The 16,446-nt window shown below is 68.2% G+C and carries 13 protein-coding genes; 8 read left to right on the forward strand and 5 right to left on the reverse strand.

Going from position 1 to position 16,446, the window contains the following annotated elements:
* Window positions 1–10: 10 nt before the first annotated feature.
* The 3 genes from BLV57_RS32925 to BLV57_RS32935 all read right to left on the reverse strand — a co-directional run bounded on the left by BLV57_RS32925 (window position 11) and on the right by BLV57_RS32935 (window position 4,920).
* Window positions 11–964: a DUF8094 domain-containing protein gene (locus BLV57_RS32925; protein ID WP_143047206.1), complete on the reverse strand. Its 954-nt coding sequence runs from the start codon at window positions 962–964 to the stop codon at window positions 11–13.
* Window positions 965–1,102: 138 nt separating this feature from the next.
* A complete protein-coding gene (locus BLV57_RS32930) occupies window positions 1,103–1,810 on the reverse strand; it encodes a MerR family transcriptional regulator (protein ID WP_091295736.1) in 708 nt (235 codons plus the stop codon).
* A gap of 695 nt (window positions 1,811–2,505) precedes the next feature.
* Entirely contained in the window at window positions 2,506–4,920 is a 2,415-nt protein-coding gene (locus tag BLV57_RS32935; protein ID WP_091295739.1) for an ATP-binding protein, read from the reverse strand.
* A gap of 59 nt (window positions 4,921–4,979) precedes the next feature.
* On the opposite strand from BLV57_RS32935, the gene BLV57_RS32940 reads away from it, so the two are divergent.
* Together BLV57_RS32940 and BLV57_RS32945 are read left to right on the forward strand one after the other, a co-directional pair.
* Window positions 4,980–6,107: a phosphotransferase gene (locus BLV57_RS32940; RefSeq protein WP_091295742.1), complete on the forward strand. Its 1,128-nt coding sequence runs from the start codon at window positions 4,980–4,982 to the stop codon at window positions 6,105–6,107.
* Between the two features lie 241 nt (window positions 6,108–6,348).
* Window positions 6,349–6,753, forward strand: a complete 405-nt coding sequence (locus BLV57_RS32945; protein ID WP_091295745.1) for a RapZ C-terminal domain-containing protein — start codon at window positions 6,349–6,351, stop codon at window positions 6,751–6,753.
* Between the two features lie 52 nt (window positions 6,754–6,805).
* Here the strand turns inward: BLV57_RS32945 and BLV57_RS32950 are convergent, their stop codons facing one another.
* Entirely contained in the window at window positions 6,806–7,717 is a 912-nt protein-coding gene (locus BLV57_RS32950; RefSeq protein WP_218134928.1) for a cupin domain-containing protein, read from the reverse strand.
* Between the two features lie 203 nt (window positions 7,718–7,920).
* Here BLV57_RS32950 and BLV57_RS43030 point away from each other — a divergent pair, with 203 nt between their 5' ends.
* The 4 genes from BLV57_RS43030 (at window position 7,921) to BLV57_RS32965 (ending at window position 10,884) form a co-directional block, all read left to right on the forward strand.
* Window positions 7,921–8,022, forward strand: a complete 102-nt coding sequence (locus BLV57_RS43030; RefSeq protein WP_143047207.1) for a type A2 lanthipeptide — start codon at window positions 7,921–7,923, stop codon at window positions 8,020–8,022.
* Between the two features lie 71 nt (window positions 8,023–8,093).
* The gene (locus BLV57_RS32955) at window positions 8,094–9,455 is read left to right on the forward strand and encodes a phenylacetate--CoA ligase family protein (protein WP_091295751.1); all 1,362 of its coding nucleotides are present in this window, start codon (window positions 8,094–8,096) and stop codon (window positions 9,453–9,455) included.
* Window positions 9,452–10,072 carry a hypothetical protein gene (locus tag BLV57_RS32960; protein WP_091295794.1) on the forward strand — a complete coding sequence of 207 codons (621 nt, stop codon included), beginning with the start codon at window positions 9,452–9,454 and terminating at the stop codon, window positions 10,070–10,072. The genes BLV57_RS32955 and BLV57_RS32960 overlap by 4 nt, the downstream gene beginning before the upstream one ends.
* The gene (locus BLV57_RS32965) at window positions 10,069–10,884 is read left to right on the forward strand and encodes a 2OG-Fe(II) oxygenase family protein (RefSeq protein WP_091295796.1); all 816 of its coding nucleotides are present in this window, start codon (window positions 10,069–10,071) and stop codon (window positions 10,882–10,884) included. The genes BLV57_RS32960 and BLV57_RS32965 overlap by 4 nt, the downstream gene beginning before the upstream one ends.
* A gap of 30 nt (window positions 10,885–10,914) precedes the next feature.
* Here the strand turns inward: BLV57_RS32965 and BLV57_RS32970 are convergent, their stop codons facing one another.
* Entirely contained in the window at window positions 10,915–12,297 is a 1,383-nt protein-coding gene (locus BLV57_RS32970) for an amino acid permease (RefSeq protein ID WP_091295799.1), read from the reverse strand.
* Between the two features lie 102 nt (window positions 12,298–12,399).
* Between BLV57_RS32970 and BLV57_RS32975 the strand changes: the two genes are divergently transcribed.
* Together BLV57_RS32975 and BLV57_RS32980 are read left to right on the forward strand one after the other, a co-directional pair.
* Window positions 12,400–13,305: a glutaminase gene (locus BLV57_RS32975; protein WP_091295802.1), complete on the forward strand. Its 906-nt coding sequence runs from the start codon at window positions 12,400–12,402 to the stop codon at window positions 13,303–13,305.
* A gap of 417 nt (window positions 13,306–13,722) precedes the next feature.
* Window positions 13,723–16,437 (forward strand): glycoside hydrolase family 2 protein, encoded by a 2,715-nt coding sequence (locus BLV57_RS32980; protein WP_425426057.1) that lies wholly within the window; start codon window positions 13,723–13,725, stop codon window positions 16,435–16,437.
* Window positions 16,438–16,446: the final 9 nt, after the last annotated feature.

Genomic DNA, 16,446 nt, shown 5'->3' on the forward strand with positions numbered 1-16,446 from the left:
CTCCCGTGCCTCAGTGGCCGGTGACGGCGGTGGCCGTGTCGCTCAGCCCGAGCACGGCGGCGGGGCCGCCTGCCGGGATGAGCAACAAGAACGATTCGGCGCGGGAGATCTCGACCGAAGTGCCGCGAACGGCCTCGGCATGCCCGGTCGCCACCAGGTCGGGGGTCCCCGCCGCCAGCTCGACCGGCGCGCCGCCGGTCGACTCGAGTACGTCCGTGACGCGCACGGTCACGAAGACGACGGTCCCGCCGCCGACCGGCGCGCCGCACGCGGACCACACCGCGCCGTCGAGCCGCCGCTTCACTTTCCGCTGCTGGCCGGCGAGCGTCTGCTCATAGGTCTTCCACCCGGCGGCGAACTGGTTGTCCAGCACGGGACTCGGCGCGACGGTGCCGCCGCCGGGGGTCCCGGTGCCGGTCGTGCGGGCGAACAGCTCGTCACGCAGCTTCGCCTTGACGTCGTCGGCGGGGAACCCGCTGACCGCGCCGCCCTGCCCGAAGCCGGCGACCGAGGTCGCGGCGCCCTGGGTGAGGTTGATGCTGTTGTCCATTTTCCACGCGCCGGAGGCGTCCTTGGCGAAATGGCTGACGGACTGCTTGCTGAGTTCCTCACCGAGCAGGCTGACCTTGCCGGAAACGAGCAGGCAGTCCGCGGCGCGCCCCGGTAGTGCGAAAAGCGGGTCGCGATGGGTGAATCCGGGCTGGGGCCGATTCTCTTGTTTCGCGCGCCTCGACGCCGCGATCGACGCGGAAAGCAGGGGTTCGGCTTCGTGCTTCGCGAGCGCGGCGGGATCACCACTGGTGGTGGCGGCGGAATCACCCTCGTCGAATTCCCGCAGAATCGTCTGAGCCTGGTCTTTGGTCAGCCCGGACTCGGCCGCCGAGGGCGCCGACTCCGCGGCGCCGCACCCCGAAACGGCCACGATCGCCGTCAGTGCGAGGACCGCTCCACTTGTTCTGCGCATTTGTCCAACCCCTCGGGCCGCAAACTCTTTCTCGTCGGCAGAAGCTAACCCACTGAACACCGCGTTCCGGCTGATGACTTGGTTCCGTGCCGCCGGGCCGGATCGCCGTGACACCGATCCGTGTCATCCGTTCTCATGTCACCCGTTCTCATGGACGATGGCGTCCTCGACCCACGGATCGGCATCGCCCGTTTTCCACATCGCGCCTTCGACGACGGCCTGGCTGCGATGCTCCACGGCGGCGCGGAAAGCGCCGACCAGCAGCTCGACCAGCCCCTGCCCGAAAGTGGCGACCATGCCGTCGAGATCGGACTCGGCGACGGCGGGCTGCGACCGCATTCCGGCCAGCCGATCGGCGGAGGAGTCGACGAGCGTGCCCGCGACCGAGCCGACCTTGTCCATCACCTCGCCGAGGAACCGCAGCGTCGCCAGCGGCGGCACCCCGGCCTTCGCCATGTCGACGGCCGCGCGCAGCACACCCGGCCGCGCGATCCTGACCTCGCCGGACTCGTCCCAGCCGAGCATCCCGTGCCGGTTGAGCGAGTAGAAGATGCCGGGGTGGTCACGGGCGATGTCGCCCATGGCCGAGGTGAGCCGCTCGAGGTCGCGGTCGGCCGTGCCGGTGCCCAGCACCGCGGCGATGGAGACCAGGTTGAACCCCTGTTTCTGCAGGGACATGATGTGCTGGAGCCGCCGCGCGTGCGCCAGTCCATAGAAGACGGTCCTGCCGTCCCTGATCGGCGCGGGCAGCAGTCCGCGCGTCTGATGCGCCCGGATGTTGCGGGTCGACATGCCGATGGCGGTCGAGAGCTCTTCGATCGTGTAGCGGATCGCGGTCGACGTCATGCGTTCTCCCTCGTGCGAAACCCCGGTCCGCGCGGGCGATGCCGGCGGTCACAGGCAAGGAAACGCCTGTGACGGCAAAGCCGGGAGGTGTCACGAACCAGTTTCGAATCAATGTTTTGGATGCTTTATGAATAATGTTCACAGATCGTTCATAAGCCGCACATAAACGACCTTGGATTGATCCCGGAACCATAGCGGGAAACCGCTTTCTCGTAAATCCTCCACCGAGGGTAGCTCACCCGGCCCATCCGTGGCACCTACCACGAATTCACACAGGCCAGCGCGTGTCGAGCGGCTTTTCCCGAAGATCAAATCAAGGTTATGGGGCCGCCCGGCAGAACGACCGGCAGATTTCCTGGTGAATGTTCTGCCGGTCGTTCTGCATGGCGACCGGGAATTTCCGCCGGTAAGTATTCCAGGCAAGAAAGTCGAGGTGATCCGCACACACGACCAGGCCGAATAGTTGGGTGAAAATTCAAAGACGACGTGCCTTCCCCACCCCGGCCGGGCCGGGGGGTCGTGAGTGACGCGGCCGGTTCTAAGCCAATGCTGGGCAGTTAAGGCTTGGCTTGCGTTGTCAAGCGACGCGTGAGCACGCGAAACCCGAGTTTTGGCCATCTACTGGCCCAAACTCGGGTTTCGCGAAGACCCGGCCACAGTCAGCGGCCCGATCCTTAACTGCCCGGCATTGGGTTCTAACCGGTCTGAACACTCACGAGGCCCAGCTCGGCCGCCAGCCTGGAGGCGGCGACCCTGACGCCGGGCGCGTCGTATCGGGCGCATTCGGCCAGTGCGCGCACCCGGTATTCCCTGGCGCGCGCGGGTTCGCCGGTCTTGCCCGCCAGGTCGGCGAGCAGCACGAGTATCTCGATCCGGATCTCCGGCCAGCGCGCTTGCTCCAATGTCGACACCAGCTGCGCGCCTGCCGCAGCGAGGTCGCCCGCGGCGATGAGCGCTTTGCCCCTGGTGAACCGCACCCGCGCCAGGCCGGCGTCCACCCCGTACTTGGCGAACAGCTCTTCGGCCTCGTCCAGCAGGTCCAGCGCGGCGGGCACGTCCCCGACGGCGGCCGAGGTGTCCGCGCAGCGGATCAGCACCAGGCCGAGGCCGAGTAGCTCGTCTTCGCCCAGCTTCCCTTCGGCCGCCCGGAAATAGGACAGGCTCGCCTGGTTCACGGTGACCGCCTCGGCGAACTCGCCCGCCGCGTGCAGCAGCACGCCCAACATCGACATGGCGAGATGACTGCCCACCTGGTAGCCCGCGCTCTCGAACAGGCCGACCGACCGCCGCGCGATGGCGATCGCCTCGGCGGGCGAACCCAGCCGCAGCTCGATGCTCGCGCGGCAGTACCAGGACCACGCCTCGGAAACGAGGTCGCCCGCTTCGACCGCGGCGCGCACCGCGAGTTCGTTGACCTCCAGCGCCTCGCGCGGCTGCTCGCACAGCGCGTACCGCACCCAGGCCAGGCAGTTCAGCTGCTCGGCGGTCGCCGTGGCGTCGCCCAGCGCCCGCGCGGCCGCCACCCCGGCCTCGAACACGCCCTGCCACAGCTCGCCGACCCCGTTCAGGTACGAGTACCAGTACATCCCGGTGGCCAGGTCGAGCACCTTGCGATGCTCGCCGCGCTCGACGGCCGCGCTGAGCGCGCCGTGCCAGTTGGCCTGCTCGGCCACCAGCCACCGCTTCGCGGCCGCCCGGTCGGGCACCGGGTCCGGGCCGTCGATCGGGGCAGCCGTGCCCGCGCGGTCGGGGTCGAAGAACAGCCCGGCCTTGGTCGCGACCGCGACCAGCCAACCCCGGATCCGCTCACCCGCCGCCTCGGCGGCCTCGGGCGGCTCGTCGAGTTCCAGCCGTTCCCTGGCGAACACGCGCAGCAGGTCATGGCAGGTGTAGCGGCCCGCCGCGCCGGGGTCGCTGAGCAGGCTCGCGTCGACGAGTTCCTCGAGCGCCGCCTCCACCCGCGCGGCCGGCTCCCCGGCTAGCACCATGGCGGCCTCGACCGTCGTCTCCGGACCGGGCATCAGTGCCACCAGCCGGAACATCCGCGCCGCCTCGGGCGACAGCTGGTGGTAGGAGATCTCGAACGCCGCCCGCACCTGAAGGTCGCCGGCGGCGAGCACGGTCAGCCGGCGCCGCTCGTCCGCGAGCTGCGCCGCCAGGCTTTCGATCGTCCACTGTGGCCTGCTGGCCAGCCGGTTGCCCGCGATGAGCAGCGCCAGCGGCACCCCGTCGCACAGCCGCGCGATCCGCCGCGCCGCGTCCGGCTCCGCGCTCACCCGCGCGGCGCCCGCGACGACGGCGAGCAGCCGGACGGCCTGGTCCTCGCCGAGCAGCCCGAGCTCCAGCCGGTGGTGCGCGCTCAACCCCGCGAGCGTCTTGCGGCTGGTCACCAGCACCACCGTGCCGGGACTGGCCGTCAGCAGCGGCCTGACCTGCGCCTCGCTCGCGACATTCTCGAGGATCAGCAGGACTTCGCGGTCCAGGAGCAGCGACCGGTAAAGGGCGAACCGGTCATCGGGGTCGACAGGGATCGAGCGGTCCTGGACGCCGAACCCACGCAGCAGCCGGTGCACGGCCTGCTCCGGCGTCAACGGGACGGGGTCCATGCCGCGCATGTCGACGAAGAGACAGCCGTCGGCGAACCGCTCGGCCAGCCGGTTCCCCGCCTCGACGGCGAGCGCCGACTTGCCGACGCCGGGCAGCCCGTGGATCACCACGAGCTGCGCGCCCGGTGACGACGCGGCGTCGGCCGCGAAGCCGGTCAGCAGCCGCAGCTCGTCCTCCCGGCCGGTGAGCTCGGTGAGCACGGGCGGCAGTCCGCGCGCGACGCTCAACTCCAGCGCCCGCTCGCGGCCGGGCTTCTCGACGGCGGTGGCCGCCACGCGGCCGACGCGGGCCTGCGCGGCGAACTCGGCCGCCTCCGGCTCGGCCAGCTCGAGCCCGGTGACGAGCAGATCGACCGTGCGCCGGTGCGGGCTGCGGGCCCGGCCGCGCTCCATGTCGCTGAGCGCCCGCACGCTGAGGCCGGTCCGCTCCGCCAGCTCTTCCTGGGTCAGCGCGAGGCGCAGCCGGTAGAACCGGAGGAAGTCACCGAACACGGTCGCTGTCACGCCGACCCGGCCCCTTTCCGCCGATCGTTGGTCGAAAAGAGTCTGGCACAGAACCGGACATGCGACCCGAGACACTCCGGCACGGATCGGCGACGGCCGCACTCCGCCGATTTCACGAAAGACCGGCATTTACGCGCGGACAGCACCGCGTCGCCTACCTTCGACGCATCGACCTGAGAAAAGTACTCCACCAGTTCGGCGTCGCCGGTATTCGCCGGACACGCCATATCACGACGGGCCTGATGAACCGGTGCTGGGAAGTCGTCGCGCACGACGGGCGACGACTTTTCGTCAAACAGGTTCTCGAACTTTCGGTGACGCAGACCGAATTGCACCACTACGCGACCCGCGCGCTCAATGAACTCGGATTACCCGTCCCGGCCCCGATGCTCACTCGTGCCGGAAACACCCTCGCCGAAACCGGCGAGGGATGGTTCGCCGTTTATCCATGGTCGGCGGGAATTCACCGCCCGGGACCACAGCTGACCATTCGGCAGGCCGCGGACCTCGGCACGTTGTTCGCGAAAATCCAAAGTGGACTGCGCGAGGTCATGCCCGCGGCCGAACCACTGCGGGCGCCACCGCCCTTCGATCCGGCCGAGACACTGCGCGAAGTGGAGCACTTCCGGCTCGTGATCTCCCGGCTGCCCGGCCTGAGCACCTTCGACCGCTTCGTGCTGGCGGATCTTCGCGACCGTGAGGCGATGCTGGCCGCGGCGCCCTCGCCGGGCCCACTGAGCGGGCCAGGCGGCTGGACGCACGGTGACTTCCATGGCCTCAACGTGCTCTGGCGGTCCGGCGAGGTGTCCGCCGTGGTCGACTTCGACCGGCTGAGCTGCCTGCCGTATGCCAGCGAACTGGTGCGTTCGGTCATGATTCTGTTCACTTATGGCGACCGGCGTGGTATGGCGGTCGAACAGGTGGCAGCCTTCATCAACGCCTATCGGGCGGTGTCACCACTCACCGGAGAAGAACTGCGCACCGCGGCGAATCACTATTGGCGAGAACGCCTCGGTAACCTTACTCAGCTTGAAAGGCATTACCACCACGACGAAAAGGCACGTGACCATATCTTCGTGCGATCCGGTATATTGCTCAGCTGGTGGTGGCGGCATCCGGAGCAAGTCGGCTTCCTGTTCTCCAACACCGATCCGCGCAGTGGAGAATCACCGGCGGGCATGGTGTGACGCAATCGCGGAACAGCAATTGCCCGGCGCGCAATTCGCTGGCTACGGTGAGCGCAGTGAACCGCACGAACGACTGAGGAGAGTCACATGAGCGAGGACAAGAACGTCACTCCGGAGAACGCCGACGAGAACGTCGCCACCCCCGCCGTCGAGCTGACCGACGACGAGCTGCAGGGTCTTTCCGGCGGCCTCGAGCGCATCTGACGCCACGCGCCACGCCCCTGCCTGAGAGGGATGCGGAATGAACCTCCCCAGCCAGCGAAGGACCGAGCGCGTGCTGCACCTGATCTCCTTCGGGTACCTCCATCTCGACGACGGCCGTCCCCCGCACGCCGACCGGGTCGAGGACGTCCGCGAGCGGCTCCGTGACCCGGCGGCCGCCCGCGACGTCCTCGATCTGGACGGGCGCGATCCGCGGGTGCAGGACATCGTCGCGCGTACCCCTGGTGCGCGGGAGCTGCTCGCCAACCTGATCGACTACGCCGAGCTGCCGTGCGGCCCCCGGCGCATCGCCATCGGCTGCGCGGGTGGCAGGCACCGGTCCGGCAGCCTCGTCGAGCTGCTGGCCGCCACCTTGCGCGCCCGCGGCCACCAGGTCGAAGTCGAGCACCAGCACATCCATCTCCCCCGCGTGCTGCGGCCCTGACTCTTCACAAGGGCGCCCCTTGTCACGTACAGCGTGACAAGGGGCGCCCTTGTCACGCCGGCTCGACGAGCCCGAGCAGGCTGCCGGGGCGCTGCGGCGGGTGAGGGTCGGACATCATCTCCCGGCGCGCGGTGCCGACCAGCTGCTCGGCGGTGAGCGCGGCCAGCCGCTCGCGCATGACCTGGATCAGCTGGTCCGCGGCCGCGGTGACGCCGGCGTCACCGAGCGGCAGCGCCGGGACGTCGAGCCGGTCGAAGAGCGCCTTCTCGGCTTCGCGACGCAGCTCGCTCAGCCCGATCTCGCGGATCGTGAGCGACAGATGCAGCGAGAAGCCGCCATCGCCGACGGCTTCGTGGCCGAACGAGCGCGGGATGTAGAGGATGTCGCCAGGCTCGGCGGTCACGTCGAGCAGCACCGGGCCCGGTTCGTCGATCCAGCCGAGCTTCCAGTCGCCGCCGGGCGCGCCCCCGTAGATGGTCCAGCGCTTCCTGCCCGCCAGCTGCAGGCAGAGCACATCCGCGTCGTCACGATGGGCGGGCAGCCCCTGCGCGCCCGCGGGCGTCAGGAAGACGAACGCCTCGGTCTTGCGGTACAGCTCGTCGGCGAGCCGGTTCGTCAGGTCCGCGATCTCGGCGTGCCAGTGGTGCGCGCAGCGGAAGAGGAGCGTGGCCCGATCCCGCAGCGCCGCGTGGACCTTGGCGGTGTCCGCGTATCCGCCGATCTGCTTCTCGTAGACATTCCGCGTCACGGTGTAATCCGCGAGGGAAATGCGCTGTTCCGATTTCACCATTTCCACATAGGGCGCGCGAAGAAGGCCACCGGCCAGCAACTCGTCGATATCGCCCAAGGTCAGTATCGACTCCGGCGGCATCGACATCCGCGCCAGGGCAGGCCGGGTTCCCTCACCTTCGGCCAAGAAGGCGGCCAGGTCGGCGACCTGGGACTTCATCGAGTTCTCACGCACCTGTGCTCCTGACATGCTCGGCCCCAGAAACTGTTGTGGCCGAAGATACCCAGGAATCGGGACACCCTGGGGTATGCCATCAATCGATGTAGCGCCCCGGCCGCGCCGGGCACGGCTCCGTGCAAAAGCTCGGATTCCCCTGTCCGGTAGCTACTGTCGAGCTCAGCTTGACCGGCAATTCCACCGTTCGAAAGGAAATCCCCATGAGCGAGCAGGAAATCAAGAACGAGGCCGCCGAGACCCCGGAAGAGGTCACCATCGAGGAGCTCGACCAGCTGGCCGGCGGCGGTGGCGAAACCATCTGAGCAGACTCCCGTATGGCCGAGGCTTCGCATGACCTGAAGCCTCGGCCATACCTGTCCCGAGGACGACTCACATGACTCCGTACATCAGCGCCGAGGAAGAAACCTCCCGAGCCGAAGAGCGGCGGCTGTCGTCCTTGCTGCCGAGGATCTTCGACCTTTTCGATCTCTACCGCCGAGTGGGCACGGACGCGCAGGCGGTCCAGGCCATGCGAACCGAACGCCTGGCGCGCATGCTCCGGCACGCACTGAGCGAAGTGCCTTTTTATAGGCGTTTCGCGGACCTGGCGACCACTGTGGACGACGATCCCCATCTCGCGCTGCGTGCACTGCCCACCCGCACCAAACGGGAACTGGCGGCCGGCCTGCGCTCACACTGCGCGGACAAACTGTCCAAAGAGACCGACTTCGCCGTGCGAACTTCCGGGACGACCGGCATCCCGTTCCGCTTCGTCATCGACGCCGAGCACCTGGCCCACACGATCGCCCAGGGACTGGCCCATCAGGAGCCCGCCGTCCGCGGCGGCGCGTTCCACCTGCGCAAGCTCGAACTCTACGACCGGCGCCACGACGGCTGGTTCGAGTACACCTCGGCCGCGAAGGGACTCGCGCGCGTCGCGAGCCTCAGCCTGCGCGGTCTCGCCTCGGACCGCGAACACCGCGCCGCGGGCTTCGTGTGGCGGTTCGCCCCTGACATGATCTTCTGCCATCCCTCGCAAGCCTGCGAGCTGATCGGCCATTGCACCGAGCACGGCCTGCCGCTGCCCGCACCGTCGGTCGTCTACACCAGCGGCGAGCAGCTGGACGCCCGCGACCGGGCCAGGATCGAGTCGGCGTTCGGCGCGCCGGTGCGCGACACCTACGGCATGCGTGAGGTCGGCGCCATCGCGCACGAGTGCCCGTCCGGGCGCTATCACGTGATGGACGAGCGCCTGTGCGTCGAGATCCTGGATCCCGGCGGCGACGAGCCGGTGCCGGACGGGACTGCGGGCGAAATCGTCGTCACGCACCTGATCAACCGGGCGATGCCGTTCCTGCGCTACCGGACCGGCGACCTCGGCATGATCACCGCCGCCGACCGGCTGCCGTGTGACTGCGGGCGGGCGTCGAGCACGCTCACGCTGACCGAGGGCCGCAAGAACTGGGCCATCACGTTCCCCGGCGGCGAGAGCGTCTCGGTGCTCACCGCGAGCCGCGCCGTCCGCGGCTTCCCGGTCGAGCGGTTCCAGATCCTGCAGCAGGCGGCCGACATCGAAGTGCTGGTCAAATGGCTGCCCGAGGCCACCGGCGCCGACACCGCCGCCCTGCGTTCGTCGCTCACGGAGCTCTTCGGTGACACCGGAGCCCGGGTGCGCTGCACGACGGCGGCCGACCAGGATTTCGTGCGCTCCCCCAGCGGAAAGCAGTCCGAGTTCCTGGCCGGGGTGAGCCGATGAGCACCGCCGTCCAGGCGCCCCGCCTGCACTTGTTCCCGCCGTTCAGCGGCGCGTCCCGCCACCAGGTCCCGATCGCCGAAACGTTCCAGTCGGTCTGGTCGCGGACCCAGCGCGAGCTGCCGCCAGGTCATCCCGACCGGGCTCGGCCGGTCAAACTGCATTATCGGGATGATCCGGCGTGGCAAGGCTGGCAGACTCCGCGTCCACTGTGGACGATGGTCGACCTGGCCGAGCTCGACCACGCCCGGCTGCCCGAGCCCGCGCGCCGCGCGAACCTCGAAACGGCCGCGTTCGTCGACGGCTGGCTGACCGACCACGGGCGCAAGCCGGATCCGGCCGCGGAACACCGGCTCGTGCTGCTGTTGTTCGTCTTCTGGTCGACGATCCGCCTGAACCGCGACGGCCACAAGCGCGACGGCTCGATCGCCGACCTGCCGCCCGCCGCCATCGCGGCGATCTCGTCCTGGCGAACGCTTTCCCTGACCGGCCAGCCGGCCGCCGTCTTCGAGCGCCTGGTCGCCACCCGCTTCCGGCGCACGCCCTATCAGGCGGCCTTGGACCGGCGCATGATCGCGGCCGCGATCGACGTCCGGCTGAACGGAAAGGAAGTCCGATGACCTCGATCAAGGACAACTTCGGCGCCGGTCACGGAGTGCTCGCCCCGTGGCCGGACGACTCGGCCGGCGGCGCCATGACCCGGCTCGAACAACTGCTCGCCACCCACCCGCCCGAGCAGACCTTCCCCGGCATCGACGGCCTGCGCGCCGACCGCCAGAGCTTCTGGCTCGCGTCGGAGTACCTCGCGCCCGAGTTCAGCCGCGACACCGAGTTCCTGACCACATTGGACGGTGACCTCGCGGGAGGCCAAGAAGGCCAACGCTTCCTCGAGCGTTTCCCGTCGGCCGAGGCGCATCTGCTGACGCTCAAGCGGTTGCTGGACAACGCGCTCGCGCAGGCGGTGGCCGAGGTCGGCCTCCCGAGCGCCGGGCTCACGGTCCGGTACCGGGTGATCCGCTACGCCCCGGTCGAGCAGAGCTCGGCGGGCATCGGCCTGCACCCGGACGGCAACGTGATCTCCGCGCTCGTCACCAACGCACCGGGCCTGACCGTCTGGTCGGAGCGGACCGGGTTCACCGCACCCGGCCGGGACGGCACGCTGCTGTTACCCGGCTCGATCCTCTACCGCTGGTCGAAAGGCTGCTACGAGCCCGCTTTCCACCGCGTCGCCGTGGAAAGCCGTGACCACGCCAAGTTCTCGATGGTCGGCTTCCTGAACTTCCCTGATCTCCAGACGGTTCCCGGCTTCGGCGGCGGCACGTACTTCAACGACGTGCGGACCTGCAAGGAAGACGACATGGACCGCGACGGCGACCTGGCCGCACTCTGGAAACGCCTCGACGCCGGGGTCGTGAGTGTTCCGGCCGGTTAGAACCGGCCGCAACACTCACGACCCCACTCGTCAGCCGACCTTCTGCTTCTTGCCGACCACTCGCCAGCCGATCGCCAGCACCACGGCCAGCACCGGGATCGAGTAGAACGCGATCTTCTCCGCACCGTCGGAGAACGCCATCAGCACCACGACGAGGACCAGGAAGCCCAGGGTGGCCCAACCGCTGTAGGGCGCGAGCGGCATCCGGTACGACGGCCGTTCCACCTCACCGCGCAGCGCGGCCTGGCGCAGGCGCAGCTGGCAGAAGATCAGGGTCGCCCAGGTGGTGATCACACCCAGCGAGGCGATGGCGATCGCGATGTCGAACGCGTCCTTCGGGACCAGGTAGTTGAGCACCACGCCGAGCACGTAGGCGGCCGACGTGAACAGGATGCCGCCGTAGGGCACGTGACGGCTGCTCATCCGGCCGACGAACTTGGGCGCCTCGCCCTTGTCGGCCAGCGCGCGCAGGATGCGGCCGGTCGAGTAGAGGCCCGAGTTGCAGCTCGAGAGCGCCGCGGTGAGGACGACCGCGTTCATCACGTCACCGATGCCGGGGATGCCGAGCCTGCTGAACACCGTGACGAACGGGCTCTCGTCGCCGTTGTAGAACGGCCAGGGCAGCAGCATCGCCAGCATCAGCACGGAACCGACGTAGAACACGCCGATCCGCCAGACGACGCTGTTGATCGCCTTCGGCAGCACCTTGCGGGCGTCCTTGGTCTCACCGGCCGCGATACCGACGACCTCGATCGCGGAGTAGGCGAAAATGACCGCCTGCAACGTCATCAGCGCCATGCCGACGCCGGCCGGGAAGAATCCACTGTGGCCGGTCAGGTTGTGCACACCCGCGGTGGTGCCGCCGATGTCCGCGCTGGTGAGCACCAGGCCGGCCGCGGTGACCAGGAAGACGACGATGGCCAGCACCTTGACCACCGAGAACCAGAATTCCAGCTCGCCGAACAGTTTCACCGAAAGTAGGTTCACCGCCAGCAGCACCCCGAGCGCGACCAGCGCGGTGATCCACTGTGGCACGTCCGGCAGCCACTTGTGGACGTAGATCGCCACCGCGGTGATCTCCGCGATGCCGGTCATCGCCCAGTTCACCCAGTACATCCAGCCGGAGGCGAACCCGGCCCACGGCCCGATGAACTTGCGGGCATAGGTGACGAAACTCCCCGAGCTCGGCTCGTGCAGCACGAGCTCGCCGAGCGCGCGCATCACGAAATACGCGGCCACACCGCAGATCGCGTAGGAGAAGACCAGCGACGGGCCGATCTGGTGGAGCTTGCCACCGGCGCCGAGGAAGAGCCCGACGCCGATCGCGCCGCCGATGGCGATCATCTGCACTTGGCGGTTGCCCAGTGCTTTTGAATAGCTTTCACCTTTTTCGGTGAGCAGCGAGGAATCCATGGTTGACAGACGCTAGGGCTTTGTGTGGCAGGTCACCAAGCCCGCTAAGGAAGACTTAAGGTGTGCCACAGATCACGTCAGTGGTTTCGCTAGGCTGCGGCCGTGGATCTCGCGGCGCTGCTGGACCGGATAGCCGACGACGTCACGCCCGAAATCGGCCGTGGCGCCGTCGCGGATTACATTCCCGCGCTGGCACAAGCCGATCCACATCGGTTCGGCATGGCGGTGGCCGAAGTGGATGGTTCACTGCATGGTGTCGGCGACTGGCGGCAGCCGTTCTCGATCCAGAGCATGTCGAAGGTGTTCACGCTCGCGCTAACGCTCGCGCACGGCGACGACGTATGGACGCGAGTGGGCCGCGAACCGTCGGGCAATCCGTTCAATTCCTTGGTGCAGCTGGAAAACGAGGACGGCATTCCGCGCAACCCGTTCATCAACGCCGGCGCGCTGGTGGTGACCGACGAATTGGCCAGCCACGGCGACGCCGCCGGCGCGTTGCTCACCTTCCTGCGCGAGGAAAGCGGCAACCCCGGAATCGGCGTCGACGCCGAAGTGGCCACCTCCGAAGCTGGGCACGCCGACCGCAACCGGGCATTGGCGTACTTCATGGCCTCCTACGGCAACATACGCAACCCGGTGCCCGACGTGCTCGCCCAGTACGTCCGCCAGTGCTCGATCGCGATGAGCTGCGCCGACGTCGCCCGTTCCGCGGTGTTCCTGGCCCGGCACGGCCTCCGCAACGACGGCACCCGGCTGCTCGGCCTCAGCGCGGCCAAGCGGATCAACGCGGTGATGCTGACCTGCGGCACCTACGACGCCGCCGGCGAGTTCGCCTACCGTGTCGGCCTGCCGGGCAAGAGCGGTGTCGGCGGCGGGATCGTGGCGATCGTGCCGGGGCGCTGCGCGGTCTGCGTGTGGAGCCCCGGCCTGGACGCGCGCGGCAACTCGGTCGCCGGGGTCGCGGCGCTCGACCGCTTCACCACCCTCACCGGCTGGTCGATCTTCTGACCCGCCCGGCGTGTCGTCCGTCCAGGTACGCGTGTCGTCCATCCATGCACGGATGCCGTCCATCCGCGTACGCCGCCGCCCCATACGCGGATGGACGACACGCGTACACAGCCGGACGACACGCGTACCTGGACGGACGACACGATTTCCCATCAAATGGCGACATGACCATATGTCGCGATAACGCATATTGAGAAAGCGCTTACAGCGGTACCTTAAACAACTGGAACAAGCTGGTCAAGACCGGTATTGCCGGACCATTACACAACTACGTGCAATCGAATGGATTGCATGCCATCGGACATTGCCCGGCTTCACGGAGATCGTCTAGCATCGGCGGCAATCGGTTACTCGCATAAGAGACATTTCCGTCGTATTTGCGATCCCCCGCCCCCGTGTGCCCGAGGAGGCGCATCAGTGAAGTCCAGGCAAAAGAGTCCACGCACCGCGGTCCGGTTACTGACGACCACCGCGCTGGTCGGCGCCGTCTGCGGCGCTGCCGTGCTACCCCAGGCCAATGGCGCACCCACCGCGCCCACCGCTTCCAAGGCGGCGACCTCGCTCACCGTGCCCGCAGCCGCGGGCGCCGAGGCGGCGCTTCCCGGCTACCGCATCCAGTCCTCGGCCAAGGTGAGCGACGACGCGGCGGTGAGCAAGCCGGACTTCCCGGCCGACGGCTGGTACCCGGTCTCCGCCCGGTCCACGGTCTTCGCGGGCCTGCTGGAGAACGGCAAGTACCCCGACCCGTTCTATTCGACCAACCTGAAGTCGGCCGACCCGGCGGACTTCACCGTGCCGTGGTGGTACCGCACGCAGCTGAACGTCGACTCGACCGCGCAGCGCACCTACCTCGACTTCTCGGGCGTGCTCTCCCGTGCGGACGTGTGGGTCAACGGCACGAAGGTCGCCGACAGCAAGCAGGTCGTCGGCTCCTACACCCACCACGACCTGGACATCACCTCCGTGGTGAAGCCGGGCGCGAACGCGGTCGCGCTGAAGATCTACCCGAACGACCCGAACCGCGACCTGACCATGGGCTGGATCGACTGGGCCCAGACCCCGCCCGACAAGAACATGGGCATCGTGCGTGACGTGCTGGTCCGCCGCAGCGGCCCGGTCGCGCTGCGGGGCGCGCACGTCAACACGAAGCTGGCGGCCGACCTCAAGCACGCGGACCTCACCGCCGAGGTGGACGTCCGCAACGACTCGGACGCGCCGGTCACCACGACCGTCTCCGGGACCGTCGCGGGCGTCGCGATCAGCCAGAACGTCTCGCTGGCCGCCAAGGAGAAGAAGAACGTCTCCTTCCCCGTGGTCGGCCTCGACAACCCGGACGTCTGGTGGCCGGCGGGCATGGGCGGCCAGCACCGCTACGACCTGAAGCTGGCGGCCACCGTCAACGGCGCCGCGTCCGACGACGCGGCCCAGAAGTTCGGCGTCCGCGAGGTCAAGGCCCCGATCAGGGGCGAGGGCCGCCAGTACTCGATCAACGGCAAGCAGCTGCTGATCCTCGGCGGCGGTTACTCGCCCGACCTGTTCATGCGCTGGGACGCGGCGCAGGCCAGGACCCGCCTGAACTACGTGCTCAACATGGGACTGAACACGGTCCGCCTGGAAGGCCACATCGAAGGGGACGACTTCTTCGACATGGCCGACGAGATGGGCGTGCTGACCATGCCCGGCTGGGAATGCTGTGACAAGTGGGAAGGCGAGGGCAACGACGGCGGCGAGGGCGGCCAGAAGTGGACGCCCGAGGACTACGTCACCGCCAAGCTGTCGATGACCGGTGAGGCCGAGCGCCTGCGCAATCACCCGAGCGTGATCTCGTTCCACATCGGCAGTGACATGGCGCCGAACGCCACCCAGGAGAAGAACTACCTGGACGCGGTCAAGGCCGCGGACTTCGACGTCCCGATCATGAACGCCGCCAAGACGCAGACCACGCCGATCATCGGCAAGTCCGGCATGAAGATGAACGGCCCGTACGAGTGGATCCCGCCGAACTACTGGTACGACAAGGCCCACAAGAAGGCCGGTGGCGCCTGGGGCTTCAACTCGGAGACCAGTGCCGGCGTCAACATCCCGACGCTCGACACCCTCAAGCGGATGCTGTCGGCCGGTGAGCTCGAAGCGCTCTGGAAGAACCCCAAGGCGGTGCAGTACCACCGCTCCCAGTCCACCCAGTTCAACACCATCGAGCGGTTCGCCAACGCGCTGAACAACCGCTACGGCAAATCGTCCAGCCTCGAGGAGTGGGTCAAGAAGTCCCAGCTCGCGCAGTACGAGAACGTCCGCGCCGAGTTCGAGTCGCACGCACGGAACTACACCGACTCGTCGAACCCCTCGACCGGGCTCATCTACTGGATGCTCAACAGCCCCTGGACCTCGCTGCACTGGCAGCTGTTCGACCGCTACATGGACCAGGGCGGCGCCTACTTCGGCGTCAAGAAGGCGAACGAGCCGCTGCACATCCAGTACTCGTACGACAACAACTCGGTCGTGGTGATCAACAAGAACCAGAGCGCCGCGAGCGGCCTGAAGGCCACGACCAAGGTGTACAACCTGGACGGCACCGAGAAGTACAGCAAGACCGCCACCGTCTCGGTCCCGGCGAACGGCGGCAAGGCCACCGCGACGACCATCCCATCGATCAGCGGCCTGTCCGCGACCTACCTGGTCAAGCTGACGCTGACCGACTCGTCCGGCAAGGAGGTCAGCCGCAACGTGTACTGGCTGTCGTCCGGCTCCAAGGACGAGACGAACTGGAGCAAGACGACCTGGTGGGGCTCGGAGATCAAGTCGTACGCGGACCTTTCGGCGCTGAGCAAGCTGGCGTCGACCTCGGTCTCGGCGACCGCGACGTCGAGCACCTCCGGTGACCGGACCACGACCACGGTCACGCTCAAGAACACCGGCACCGGCAAGATCCCGGCGTTCTATCTGGACGCGAAGGTCGTCTCGGGCGGGACCCCGGTCCTGCCGGTCGAGTGGACGGACAACGCGGTCAGCCTGTGGCCCGGCGAGCAGGTCACGCTCACCGCGACCTACCGCACGGCCGACCTGAAGGGCGGCGCGCCGTCCGTGCGGGTCACCGGGCAGAACACCGGCACCCAAACGGTGCCGGCCAAGTAAGTCGCTCGC

It is taken from the genome of Amycolatopsis xylanica (assembly GCF_900107045.1).
Classification (GTDB): domain Bacteria; phylum Actinomycetota; class Actinomycetes; order Mycobacteriales; family Pseudonocardiaceae; genus Amycolatopsis; species Amycolatopsis xylanica.